Here is a 13,022-nt window from a genome sequence, read left to right as displayed (position 1 = left end):
GGAGCACCCGGTGCACCAGAATGGAGCCATGACGGACTCGGGGGACTTCGACGCCGCCTGGCTGCCCGCCGCCGCGTTCCGCGCGGTCGGCGCCCGGCGTTCGGTGCTGCGGGGCGTCACGGACCCCCTGGCGGACACGGTGCACGAGGAACTCGCCGGTGCCTGTGCACGGTTCGGCGGCGAGGTGACTCGCACCGGCGACGCGACGGACGCCGAGCTGGTCCTGGAACTCACCGGCGACGACCCCGCCGACGAGGGCTGCACACTTCAACGCGCCGACGGCGTCACGACGGTGACCGCGTCCGGCGGACGCGGTCTGCTGTACGGGCTGTTCCACGTCGTGCGGCTGGGCGAGGACGCCTTCGCCGGGGACCTCCCGCCGCGCGCCCACCGGCCCGCGCTCGCCACCCGCATGCTGGACCACTGGGACAACGTGGCCGTGCACCCGGTGATGGGGCAGGTCGAGCGCGGCTACGCCGGCGGCTCCCTGTTCTGGGCGGACGGCGAGGCGCGCGGGGACCTCGGCCGGGTGCGGGCGTACGGCAGGCTGCTGGCCGCGTGCGGCGTCAACGCCGTCGCCGTCAACAACGTCAACGTGCACGCCACCGAGGCGCGGCTGCTGACCGACCGGATCGGCGACGTGGCCGCGATCGCCGACGCCCTGCGCCCGTACGGCGTCCGCACGCACCTGTCGGTCAGCTTCGCCGCGCCGGTGCCGCTGGGCGGGCTCCCCACCGCCGACCCGCTGGACGCGGCCGTACGCGCCTGGTGGGCGGAGGTGACCGCCCGGGTGTACGAGGCGATCCCGGACTTCGGCGGGTACGTGGTCAAGGCCGACTCCGAGGGCCGGCCCGGCCCCTTCGCCTACGGCCGCTCGCACGCCGACGGGGCGAACATGCTGGCCGCCGCGCTGGAGCCGTACGGCGGCACGGTGCACTGGCGGGCCTTCGTCTACGACCACCGCCAGGACTGGCGGGACCGCTCGACCGACCGGGCGCGGGCCGCGTACGACCACTTCACCCCGCTGGACGGGGAGTTCGCGGGCAACGCGGTGCTCCAGGTGAAGCACGGACCGATGGACTTCCAGGTGCGCGAGCCGGTCTCGCCGCTGATCGGCGCGATGCCGGGGACCCGGCTCGCGGTGGAGTTCCAGGTGACCCAGGAGTACACCGGGCAGCAGCGGCACGTGTGCTGGCTGGGCCCGATGTGGAGCGAGGCGCTGCGGTTCCGCCCGGACGGCGAGGTGGCCGCCGGGCGGCTCGCGGACGGGCTGGTCGCGGTGTCCAACGCCGGCGACGACCGGTTCTGGACCGGGCACCCGCTCGCCCAGGCCAACCTGTACACCTTCGGGCGGCTGGCATGGGACCCGGCGGCGGACCCGCGGGCCGTCCTCGACGAGTGGATCGCCCTCACCCACCCCGGCGCCCCGGACCGGCTGGCCGACGGGCTGCACGCGGTCCTGGACGGCTCCCGGGCGACGTACGAGAAGTACACCGCGCCGCTCGGCGTGGGCTTCATGGTGCAGCCGGGCCACCACTACGGGCCGAGCGTGGACGGCTACGAGTACAGCCCGTGGGGCACCTACCACTTCGCCGACCGGGACGGCGTCGGCGTCGACCGCTCCACCGCGACCGGCACCGGCTTCGCCGGGCAGTACGCCGAGCCGTGGGCGAAGCTCTACGAGTCCCCCGCCACCTGCCCCGACGAGCTGCTGCTGTTCTTCCACCACGTGCCGTACGGCCATGTGCTGCACAGCGGGAAGACGGTGATCCAGCACATCTACGACACCCACTTCGAAGGCGTGGAGGAGGCCGAGGAGGCCCGCCGGGTGTGGGCGGACCTCGTGGACCTGGTGGAGCCGGAGCGGCACGCGCGGGTGGCCGAGCGGTTCGAGGAGCAGCTGCGCTGCGCCCGCGAGTGGCGGGACCAGGTCAACAGCTACTTCCTGCGCAAGTCCGGGGTGCCGGACGCGCACGGGCGCACCATCCACTGAGGGCGCGGGCGGTCTCAGGCCGTGAAGCGCTCCCGGGTCTCCTCGATCACCGGGCGGCTGCCGCGCAGCAGCGACAGCAGCAGCGGCGCGGCGAGCAGGGCGGGCAGCGCCTCGGTGAGCAGGGCGGTGCCGGCGGCCGTGAGGACCAGCAGGGACAGGGCGCCCGCGGTGGCCCGGGGGTGCCGCGCCAGGAAGTACGCGGCGAGGCGGGAGGTGTCGCGGGCGCGGAAGGCGAACAGGGCGGTCAGCACCAGTGCGTGGGCGCCCCACAGCAGGCTTCCGGCGCCGATGAGGGCGAGCAGGAACGCCCACCAGCCGGGCAGCCCGGTGGCCGGGAAGTGGGTGAGGGTGAACGCGATGACCGTGAGCCAGCCGAGCAGCGGCGTCCACAACTTCAGCGCGGGGACGGCGTTGATCCGCCAGCCGCGCAGGAAGGCGCGGGCCGGGCGGAGCTCGGTGAGGTCGCCGCTGCGGTGGTGCAGGGCGTGGAGGGCCGCGGCACAGGACGGGCCGAGGGGCAGCAGACAGAGTGCGGCGAGCGGCAGGTTGGCGGGGTCGGGAGCGAGCAGGAGGAGGCCGGCGAGGCCCGGCGCCGCGGTGAGCAGCAGCAGGGCCTCGACGGTGACGAGCGTGTGGATCAGCGCGGCGGCCCGGGAGAGCGGGCCGGTGCCGAAGGCGTCGGCGCGTACGGTGCTCACGGCGCCTCCCCGCCGAGCAGCCGCCGCTCGTCCCACCAGGGCGGGGCCTCGTCGTCCACCCGGGTCAGCTCGACGAGGGTGATCTCGTGACGGGCGAGGGTGACGGTGAGGTCCGTCCGGCCGTCCTCGACGGGCAGCCGGCCGTGGCCGCGGGCGGGCTCGGCGGCCTCGTGCAGCACGTCGAGCTGACCGGGCCGCGGGGAGCGCGGGGAGCCCATGTGCCGCCAGGCGGTGTACGCGTTGCCGCGCTCCTCGTCGACGGAGGACCGGCGCGCGAACACCTCGCCGCGCCCCTCGCCGCCCACCGGGAGGGACAGGCGCAGGGTGTGCCGGTCCGGGCCCGGGGTGTGTCCCGTGGGGTCGACGGGGGCCCAGGCGAGGACGGTGATCCGTCCGTCGGGGTGCCGGGTCACCAGGTGGCCGTCGCCGTGCGCGAGCCGCTCCTCCCCCATCCGGGCCATGAACGCGTACAGGTGGTAGGTGGGTTTGCGGATCTGGCGGTGGGTGAGCAGGCCGAACCCCCCGTGGAACAGGGCGGTGGGGATGCCGGTCTCCTCGAAGACGTCGCTGAACGTCCAGTAGGAGAAGGAGTCGGCGTGGTCGCCGCCCGCCACCACCACCGGGGCGAGGTAGGCGGCGTGGAAGGCGGTGTCGTGGATGAGGTTGTCGGGCCGGTAGGAGGAGTTGAACTCGGTGATGTGCACCGGCAGTCCGGCCAGGCGGGTGCCCGCGAGGGCCTTGCGCGGCTGGGCGAACTGGTCGAGCAGGGTGCTCGCCGGGGCGAGGGTCTGGTGCGTGCCGAACGGGACGTGCCGCGCGGGCCCGGAGGCGTAGGCGTGGCGGGACACGAAGTCCACGGGCACGTCACGGCGTTCGGCGAACTCGGCGAACCGCTCCAGCCAGCCGTCCGCGGCCGGCGACAGCGCGGGCCCGCCGACCGCGAGCTCCGCGTCCACCTCCTTCACGGTGTGCGCCGTCGCCTCGTACAGCCGGTGGTAGGCCGTCTCGTCGGCGTCCTGCCAGAACTGCGGCAGGTCCGGCTCGTTCCACACCTCGACGGGCCAGGTGCGCACCTCGTCGAGGCCGTAGCGGTCGATCAGGTGGGTGAGGACCGCGCGCACCAGGCGGGTCCACTCCTTCTCGTCGGCGGGCGGGGTGACGTTGCCCCGCCACCAGAACACCGTCTGCGTCCCCGAGGCCATCTCGCTCGGCATGAAACCGAGTTCGAGGAACGGGCGGATGCCGGCGGCGAGACAGGCGTCGAGCGCCTGGTCGAGGTAGGTGAACGAGTGGTGGGTGCGGCGGGCGCCCTGCCACGCGTAGGGGCGGTGGACGCCCATGCCGTCGCTGAGCAGGCCGTGGCCGCGCAGATGACGGAAGCCGATCTCGCGCTGGAGCAGGGCGAGGGAGTCCTGGTAGTCACGGCGCAGGGCGATGTCGAGCCGGCCGGTGCCGACGCAGGCGCGCCAGGCGCCGGACAGCCGGCCGGCCGGTTCCGCGGGCACGCGGATCACGCGTTCTCCTTCTGGAACCGCTGGTACGCCTGGTTGTGCAGCTCGATGTACCGGTCCATGTTCTTGGCCTTGAGCTCCTTGACGTAGTCCTCCCACTCGGACAGCGGGCGCTTGCCGAGCACGAAGCGCAGGGCGTTCTGGGTGACGTGGTCCTTCAGCGGGGTGTCCCAGAGGGTGGCCTGCTCCTGCTCCTCGGCGCGCAGCGGGTGCGGCGGGTCGGTGGGCAGTTCCTCGCGCGCGGCCATCGCGTCGGTGAACTTCTTCTCGTCCGGCCCGAAGGAGGAGGACACCAGGGCCCAGCTGCCGCCGTAGGTGAACACGCCGTTGTGGAAGCCGAAGTCCTTCTGCAGGTCCTTCGGGGCGTCCGGGTCGGAACCCATGAGGGAGATGCCGGGTTCGAGCTCGTAACCCGTGGGGCCGGAGCGGGTGAACGTGGTGTTCTCCACGCCCCACTTGCAGAACTCCTGGCCGGCGTCGGAGTACCAGAGCCAGTCGACGAACTGCATCAGGGCGACGAAGTCGTCCCGCTCCAGCGCCTTGCTGGAGATCATCATGCCGTTCTCCAGGCGCCCGCCGCCCATGACCACCGGGCCCGCCGGGCCGAGCGGCACCGGGATCATCTCGATGGTGGCGCCCTTGACCTGCCGCTCGAGGTTGTAGCGGTAGTTCTGCACCAGTTCCTGCGCGTTGGCGCTGATCGCGAAGGCCCTCTCCCCCAGCAGCTTCTCGACCGCCTCCTCGTCGGTCTGGGTGAAGCTCTCCGGGTCCATCAGCTTCTCGGCGACCAGCGTGCGCAGGTACTCCACGACCTGGCGGAAGGCGTCCGTGGCGCCGGTGAAGACGAACTGCTCCGCCTCGGCGTCCCAGGTGGTGTTCAGGTACGACCAGCCGGCCCGGACGCCGTGCGCCTGGCCGAGGTACTGGAACAGCGCGCCTGCCGGGAAGGGGGTGTTGGTGCTCCAGCGGTCGGTGAACGGGTAGCGGTCCGGGTACTCCTCACGGAGCGCCTTGAGGGTCGTGTACACCTCGTCCCAGGTGGCCGGCAGGGCCAGTCCGTGCCTGGCGAGGACGTCGGTGCGGAAGGACAGCGAGTACTGCTGGCGCACCTTCTCGTGCAGTCCGGGGAGCAGGTAGGAGCGGCCGTCGGACTGGCGCAGCGAGTCGACCTCCGGCTGGAGGTTCCATCTCCTGACCTTCTCCTGGAAGTGGGGCATCAGGTCGGCGTACTCGCTGACCGGCAGGATGGCTCCGGAGGAGACGAACGCGGTCTCCGCGCCCGGGTAGGTCTTGGGGATCAGCAGCGGGGCGTCGTCCGCGCCGATGAGGAGGCTGCGCTTCTTCTCGTAGTCGCTCAGCGGGACCGGGGTGGCGTCCAGGGTGACGCCCGTGCGCCGGGTGAGCTCCTTCCAGAACAGCCAGCTCCCCTTCATCGGGTAGACGGGGTTGTCGTTGTGCAGGACGGTGAAGGTGAGCGGCTCGGTGGCCCTGAACTGCTGTCCGGCGCGGTAGTCCTTCATGGCGCCCGTGCGCTTCTTCGACAGGTCCTTGGCGTCCTCGCCGTCACCGCCGCTGCCGCAGCCGGTGAGCGTGGCGAGGCCGACGAAGCCCGCGGCGGCGAGGATCTGGCGCCGGGAGAGCTGTCCGGTGTTCTTCACGGGGACTCCTGTGACGGGTGACGTGGGGGAATGGGGGGATGGGGGGATGGGGGGAATGAGGGGTGGGGCGCCGGCGGTCGTCAGCCCTTGACCGCGCCGAGCATCACGCCGGAGACGAAGTAGCGCTGCACGAACGGGTACACGCAGAGGATCGGCAGCGAGGTGAGCACGATCGTCACCGCCTGGATGTTGGCGTTGACCTGGGTGAGGTTCTCGGTGGTGGCGCCGGCGCCGGTGCCTCCGGTGGCGCCCGCGAGGAGGTTGCGCAGATACACCGTGACCGGCATCAGCTCGGTGCGGTCCATGTAGAGGAACGCCGAGAACCAGGAGTTCCAGAAGGACACCGAGTAGAAGAGCACCATGGTGGCGACGACCGCCTTGGACAGCGGCAGCACGATCCGCAGCAGGACGCCGTAGGTGCTCAGGCCGTCGATCTGCGCGGCTTCCTCCAGCTCCGACGGCAGGCTCTCGAAGAAGGCCTTCATCACCAGCAGGTTGAAGACACTGATCGCGTTCGGCAGGGCGATGGCCCACACGCTGTTCTTCAGCCCGAGGCTGGTGATCAGGACGTAGTTCGGGATGAGGCCGCCGGTGAAGAACATGGTGAACACGGCGATCCCGACCAGCGCGCCGCGGCCCTTGAGGTGGTGCTTGGACAGGACGTAGGCGTAGCAGGTGGTCAGCACCATGGCGACGGCGGTGGCGACGACCGTGTAGAGGACGGTGTTGCCGTAGTTCCGCCAGAACATCGAGTCGGAGAAGACGATCTCGTAGGTGGTGAGGTTGAAGCCCTTGGGCCACAGCGTCACGTCACCGGCGCGGATCTCCCGCTCGCCGCTGAACGACCGGGCGACGATGTTGACGAACGGGTACAGCGTGATCAGCACGACCAGGGTGAGGACGACGCCGTTCACGCCCTGGAAGACGCGGTAGCCCCGGGAGGGGCGGATGGTGCTCACCACAGGCTCGTCCCCACCGTGCGGCGCGAGAGCTGGTTGGCCGAGGTGATCAGCACCAGGCCGATGACCGCCTCGAACAGGCCGATGGCGGCGGCGTAGCTGAAGCTGTTGGACTCCACACCGGTCCGGTAGAGGTAGGTGGAGATGACGTCGGCGGTGGGATAGGTCAGCGGGTTGTAGAGCAACAGGACTTTCTCGAAACCGACGGCCAGGAACGTGCCGATGTTGAGGATCAGCAGCGTGATCATGGTGGGACGGATGCCGGGCAGGGTGACGTGCCAGATCTGCCGCCAGCGGTTCGCGCCGTCGATCCGGGCGGCCTCGTACAGGTCCTCGTCGATGGTGGTGAGCGCGGCGAGGTAGAGGATGGTGCCCCAGCCGGCGGTCTGCCAGATCTCGGAGCCGACGTAGACGGTGCGGAACCAGTCGGGCTCCTGGATGAACCGGATCGGGTCGTGCCCGAACCAGCCGAGCACGTGGTTGACCGGGCCGTCCGTGGCGAGCATCTGCATCGTGATGCCGGCGACGATCACGATGGACAGGAAGTGCGGCAGGTAGGACACCGACTGCACGAATCGTTTCAGTGACCTGCGGCGGACCTCGTTGAGCAGCAGGGCGAGCACGATCGGGACCGGGAAGCAGAAGAGGAGCGTCAGCCCGCCGATCCACAGGGTGTTCCGGAAGACCTGCCAGAAGGTCGGGTCGGACAGGAACATCTCGACGTACCGCAGTCCCACCCAGTACTCGCCGAGGATCGACCCGCCCGGCTCGAACCGGCGGAACGCGATCACATTGCCGATCATCGGCAGATAGCGGAACACCAGGAAGAACAGCAGCGGCAGCACGGCCAGCGAGTAGAGCTGCCAGTCCTTGCGCAGCGCGCGTCGCCAGCCGGTGGGCGAGGGCGGCCGGGCGCGGCGGCGGGGCGGGGGCGCCGGCGGCGGGCCTTGTAGACCCGGGGGTGGAGCCGACGTGGTGGAGCTGCTCATGGGCCGAGCCTCCCGTACCTGACGCAGAACCGAAACTTTCGATCATCTACCGGTAACTCCGCGGCAACTTATGAGTCACGGTCAGTGGTGTCAATGGATGGCGCACAGGGGGATTTTCCCGCGTCGCGGCGCACGGAAGTCCGGAACGGACCGCTGTGGAACCCGGTCAAGATCTGTTACCGTCCACCGAAATTTCCTGCGGCGCGCCCGCAACGATCGGGGTGCCGTCCGGCCGACTCTGCGAGGTGCCGCGTGCCCGCGTTCGACCTGCCCCCGGCTGAACTGGAGCGCCACCGTCCGGACGTCGCCGAACCCGCGGACTTCGACGCGTTCTGGCAGCGCACGCTGACGGAGGCGTCGGGCGCGGGGGACGTCCTGGTCTCCGCCGACCCCGTGGACGGCGGGCTGCGGCTGACCGAGACCTGGGACGTCACCTTCCGCGGCTTCGCGGGTGACCCGGTGCGCGCGTGGTTCAGCCGCCCCGCGGGGGTGGCCGAACCGCTCCCCGCCGTGGTGGAGTTCGCCGGGTACGGACGCGGACGCGGCCTCCCCCACGAACGCCTGACCTGGGTGAACGCCGGGTACGCGCATCTGCTGATGGACAACCGCGGGCAGGGCGACCAGTACGGCTGCGGGGGCGACACCCTCGACCCGCACACCGGCGCGCCGGGCGGCCCCGGACCGGCGGTGCGCGGGCTGCTCGACCCGTACGACTATCACTACCGCCGCCTGATCACCGACGCGGTCCGCGCGGTGGACGCCGTGCGCGCACTGCCCGGCGTGGACGCCTCCCGGGTCGCGGCGGCGGGCAACAGCCAGGGCGGGGGCCTGGCCCTGGCGGTCGCGGGACTGGTCCCGGACCTCGCGGCGGCCTTGGTCACCGCCCCCTTCCTGTGCGGGATCCGCCGCGCGCTGGACCTCACGGACGCGGCGCCGTACGGCGAGATCAGCGCGTATCTCGCCGTCCACCGGGGCGCGGAGGAGGCGGCCCACCGCACCCTGTCCCACGTCGAGGGCGTCTCCTTCGCCCGCCGCGCGCAGGCGCCCGCCCACTTCGGCGTGGGCCTCCGCGACACGGTGTGCCCGCCGAGCGGCGCGTACGCGGCGTACAACCGCTACGCGGAGCTGACGGGCGGGCAGGAGGAGAAGGTGCTGCACGCCTACCCGTACAACGGGCACGAGGGCGGGGACGCGGTGCATGTGCGGCGGCAACTGGGATGGCTGCGGGGGGTGTTGGGGGCGTAAGGGCGCGGGTGGCGACGGGGGGCGGGCGCGCCGCCGGGGGGCGGGGACCTGGGACGAGGCACGACCCTGCCACCCGGCAACGGGGACCTGGGACGAGGCGCGACCCTGCCACCCGGCAACGGGGACCTGGGACGAGGCACGGCCCTGCCACCCGGTGGCGGCCGATACAGGGGTCACATGACCGCACCGCCCCGGGGCGGAGGCCAACCGGCCCTGGACGGAAGCCAACCGCCCCGGGGCGGAGGTCAACCGGCCCGGCACGACAGGGCCGTTCCGGCGTGGGCGGTCGGCCGGGAGGCGAGTGCGGCTGCCCGGAGGTCGCAGGCCGCGGGCATCGGGCGCACGACGCCGCCGGCGCGGCCCGGGGTGTCGGCGGCGGGCGTCGTGCCCGCGCGGCAGAGCAGGCCGGGGAGTTCGGGGCGCGGCAGCGTGTCGGGGCGGGCATGGGCGACGGCGCCCGAGGTCAGGGCCAGGCCGGCCGCCGGTACCGCGGCCAGCAGGCAGACCAGGGCGAGGAACAGCACCCTGCTGCCGGTACGCAGCGTCGGCCGGGCGCCGGCACGATGCTCGATTGGCGCGATCATGACACTCCCGTCCGCGACGGTGGGGGTCGACGGGTGACAAGGACGCTGGGCGGACGAGGCGGCGGCGCCCCGGCGACGGGTTCCGGTCCGCCACGCTCATGGGAGCGCTCCCACCTCGTCCGTGAGGGCGACGGTATCGCCGGGTGGCGGGGTTGTAAACGGTTACCGCACGTATCGGGCCGCACGCCGGCGGCGCGGCCCGCACACGCCGAGGGCCGCATCCCCGTGCGGGGATGCGGCCCTCGGTCGCCCTGCCCGGCCCTTACTTGCGGATCAGGCTGCGCAGCACGTACTGCAGGATGCCGCCGTTGCGGTAGTAGTCGGCCTCACCGGGGGTGTCGATGCGGACGACCGCGTCGAACTCGACACCGGTGTCGGTGGTGACCTTCACCGTGCGGGGCGTGGTGCCGTTGTTCAGCTCGGTCACGCCGGAGACGGAGAAGGTCTCCTCGCCGGTCAGGCCGAGGGACTCGGCGGTGTGGCCCTCCGGGAACTGCAGCGGCAGGACGCCCATGCCGATGAGGTTCGAGCGGTGGATGCGCTCGTACGACTCGGCGATGACGGCCTTGACGCCGAGGAGCGCGGTGCCCTTGGCCGCCCAGTCGCGGGACGAGCCGGAGCCGTACTCCTTGCCGGCCAGGACGACCAGCGGGATGCCGGCGGCCTGGTAGTTCCGCGAGGCGTCGTAGATGAAGGAGACCGGGCCGCCCTCCTGCGTGAAGTCGCGGGTGTAGCCGCCCTCGGTGCCCGGCGCGATCTGGTTGCGCAGGCGGATGTTGGCGAACGTACCGCGGATCATGACCTCGTGGTTGCCGCGGCGCGAGCCGTAGCTGTTGAAGTCGCGGCGCTCGATGCCGTGCTCCGTGAGGTACTTGCCGGCCGGGGTGTCGGCCTTGATGGCGCCGGCCGGGGAGATGTGGTCGGTGGTGACCGAGTCGCCCAGCTTGGCCAGCACGCGGGCGCCGGAGATGTCCTCGACCGGGGCCGGCTCCATCTGCATGCCCTCGAAGTACGGGGGCTTGCGGACGTAGGTGGACTCCGCGTCCCACTCGAAGGTGTCGCCGGTCGGGACGGGCAGCGCCTGCCACTGGGCGTCGCCGGCGAAGACGTCGGAGTAGGACTTGGAGAACATGTCCTCGCCGATGGCGTTCGCCACGACGTCGTTCACCTCGGCCTCGGAGGGCCAGATGTCCTTCAGGAAGACCGGGTTGCCGTCCTGGTCGTGGCCGAGGGCATCGCGGGTGATGTCCACCTTCATGGAACCGGCGATCGCGTAGGCGACCACCAGCGGCGGGGAGGCCAGGTAGTTCATCTTGACGTCGGGGTTGATCCGGCCCTCGAAGTTGCGGTTGCCGGACAGCACCGAGGTGACGGCCAGGTCGTGCTCGTTGACGGCCTGGGAGACCTCCTCCGGCAGCGGGCCGGAGTTGCCGATGCAGGTGGTGCAGCCGTAACCGACCAGGTTGAAGCCGACCTTGTCGAGGTACGGGGTGAGGCCCGCCTTCTCGAAGTAGTCGGTGACGACCTTGGAGCCCGGGGCGAGGGTGGTCTTGACCCACGGCTTGCGGGTCAGGCCCTTCTCCACCGCCTTCTTGGCCACCAGCGCGGCGGCGACCATGACGTACGGGTTGGAGGTGTTGGTGCAGGAGGTGATGGCCGCGACCGTCACCGCGCCGTGGTCCAGCGTGTAGGTGGTGCCGTCGGGGGCGGTCACCTCGACCGGGTTGGACGGGCCGGTACCGGCCGCCGAGGAGGGGTGCTGCGGGGCGCCGGCACCGTTGTCGTCGTGGCCGTAGGCCGGGGCGTCGCTGGCGGGGAAGGACTCGGCGCTCGCCTCGTCGACCGGGGAGGCGACACCGTGCGGCTGCTCCTGCTGCGGGACGCCCGGCTTGCGGTCGTCGCCGCCGGTGACACCGGCGGCCACGTAGTCGAGCACGTCGGCGTTGAACTGCTCGGCGGCGCGGGTCAGTTCGATGCGGTCCTGCGGGCGCTTCGGGCCGGCGATGGACGGGACGACCGTGGACAGGTCCAGCTCGAGCTTCTCGGAGAAGTCCGGCTCGGCCTTCGGGTCCAGCCAGAGGCCCTGCTCCTTGGCGTAGGCCTCGACCAGGGCGACCTGCTGCTCGGAGCGGCCGGTCAGGCGCAGGTAGCTCAGCGTCTCGTCGTCGATCGGGAAGATCGCGGCGGTGGAGCCGAACTCCGGCGACATGTTGCCGATGGTGGCGCGGTTGGCCAGCGAGGTGGCGGCGACGCCCTCGCCGTAGAACTCGACGAACTTGCCGACGACGCCGTGCTTGCGCAGCATCTCGGTGATGGTGAGCACCAGGTCGGTGGCGGTGGTGCCGGGCTTGAGCTCGCCGGTCAGCTTGAAGCCGACGACGCGCGGGATCAGCATGGAGACCGGCTGGCCGAGCATGGCGGCCTCGGCCTCGATGCCGCCGACGCCCCAGCCGAGGACGCCGAGGCCGTTGACCATCGTGGTGTGCGAGTCGGTGCCGACCAGGGTGTCGGGGTACGCCTTGCCGTCGCGGGTCATGACGACGCGGGCCAGGTGCTCGATGTTCACCTGGTGGACGATGCCGGTGCCGGGCGGGACGACCTTGAACTCGTCGAACGCGGTCTGGCCCCAGCGCAGGAACTGGTAGCGCTCCTTGTTGCGGCCGTACTCCAGGTCGACGTTCTGCTTGAAGGCGTCGTTGGTGCCGAACTTGTCGGCGATCACGGAGTGGTCGATGACCAGCTCGGCCGGGGCCAGCGGGTTGATCTTCGCCGGGTCGCCGCCGAGCTCCTTCACGGCCTCGCGCATCGTGGCGAGGTCGACGACACAGGGCACGCCGGTGAAGTCCTGCATGATCACGCGGGCCGGCGTGAACTGGATCTCCTGCGACGGCTGCGCCTGGGAGTCCCAGCCGCCCAGGGCGCGGATGTGGTCGGCGGTGATGTTCGCGCCGTCCTCGGTGCGGAGGAGGTTCTCCAGCAGCACCTTCAGGCTGTAGGGAAGGCGCGCGGAGCCCTCGACCTTGTCCAGCCGGAAGATCTCGTACGACTCGTCGCCCACCTGCAGCGTGCTGCGGGCGTCGAAGCTGTTCGCCGACACGACAGTCTCCTTCATTGATGTGCGCGTACCACCGTCAATCGTGCCGCCACGCCGGCTTGGCCGTTCCGGTGAGGTCAGGCTAAGTTAGGTGTGCCTAAGTCGCGCGACGACCGCGGTGCGCCTCGGCAGATATCTCGATGTCGAGATAATCCTAGTACACGGGCACGGAATGGTCATGCCCGGGATCCGGTGACCGCTCCCGTCCCACCGAGGCGTTCGCTCGGCGAACGCCGCCGTCGGGCCTTCCGTCCCGGTGAACTGGCCGTACGGGCCAATCGCGCCGGGGCC

The 13,022-nt window shown here is 71.5% G+C and carries 9 protein-coding genes; 2 read left to right on the top strand and 7 right to left on the bottom strand.

Annotated elements, in window-relative coordinates:
* The first annotated feature begins 28 nt into the window (after positions 1 to 28).
* Positions 29 to 1,993, top strand: a complete 1,965-nt coding sequence (locus tag ACWH4W_RS15505; RefSeq protein ID WP_473076311.1) for an alpha-glucuronidase — start codon at positions 29 to 31, stop codon at positions 1,991 to 1,993.
* 14 nt (positions 1,994 to 2,007) lie between these two features.
* On the opposite strand, the gene ACWH4W_RS15500 is transcribed toward ACWH4W_RS15505, so the two are convergent.
* From ACWH4W_RS15500 to ACWH4W_RS15480, 5 genes are all read right to left on the bottom strand, one after another.
* Positions 2,008 to 2,691, bottom strand: a complete 684-nt coding sequence (locus ACWH4W_RS15500) for a hypothetical protein (protein ID WP_473076310.1) — start codon at positions 2,689 to 2,691, stop codon at positions 2,008 to 2,010.
* A complete protein-coding gene (locus tag ACWH4W_RS15495; protein ID WP_473076309.1) occupies positions 2,688 to 4,205 on the bottom strand; it encodes a GH39 family glycosyl hydrolase in 1,518 nt (505 codons plus the stop codon). The genes ACWH4W_RS15500 and ACWH4W_RS15495 overlap by 4 nt, the downstream gene beginning before the upstream one ends.
* Positions 4,202 to 5,860: an ABC transporter substrate-binding protein gene (locus ACWH4W_RS15490; protein ID WP_473076308.1), complete on the bottom strand. Its 1,659-nt coding sequence runs from the start codon at positions 5,858 to 5,860 to the stop codon at positions 4,202 to 4,204. Before ACWH4W_RS15490 ends, ACWH4W_RS15495 begins: the two co-directional genes overlap by 4 nt.
* 80 nt (positions 5,861 to 5,940) lie before the next feature.
* Positions 5,941 to 6,822: a carbohydrate ABC transporter permease gene (locus ACWH4W_RS15485; RefSeq protein WP_473076307.1), complete on the bottom strand. Its 882-nt coding sequence runs from the start codon at positions 6,820 to 6,822 to the stop codon at positions 5,941 to 5,943.
* A complete protein-coding gene (locus ACWH4W_RS15480) occupies positions 6,816 to 7,808 on the bottom strand; it encodes an ABC transporter permease (RefSeq protein ID WP_473076306.1) in 993 nt (330 codons plus the stop codon). Before ACWH4W_RS15480 ends, ACWH4W_RS15485 begins: the two co-directional genes overlap by 7 nt.
* 252 nt (positions 7,809 to 8,060) lie before the next feature.
* On the opposite strand from ACWH4W_RS15480, the gene ACWH4W_RS15475 reads away from it, so the two are divergent.
* Positions 8,061 to 9,053: an acetylxylan esterase gene (locus ACWH4W_RS15475; protein ID WP_473076305.1), complete on the top strand. Its 993-nt coding sequence runs from the start codon at positions 8,061 to 8,063 to the stop codon at positions 9,051 to 9,053.
* A gap of 245 nt (positions 9,054 to 9,298) precedes the next feature.
* On the opposite strand, the gene ACWH4W_RS15470 is transcribed toward ACWH4W_RS15475, so the two are convergent.
* Positions 9,299 to 9,637, bottom strand: coding sequence for a hypothetical protein (locus ACWH4W_RS15470; protein WP_473076304.1), 339 nt, complete (start codon positions 9,635 to 9,637; stop codon positions 9,299 to 9,301).
* A 262-nt stretch (positions 9,638 to 9,899) separates the two neighbouring features.
* Positions 9,900 to 12,734: an aconitate hydratase gene (locus ACWH4W_RS15465; RefSeq protein WP_473076303.1), complete on the bottom strand. Its 2,835-nt coding sequence runs from the start codon at positions 12,732 to 12,734 to the stop codon at positions 9,900 to 9,902.
* Positions 12,735 to 13,022 lie beyond the last annotated feature (288 nt).

It is taken from the genome of Streptomyces sp. DSM 120436 (assembly GCF_055778765.1).
Note: the sequence above shows the minus strand (reverse complement) of the source record. Positions and strands in the feature narration are given on the sequence as shown.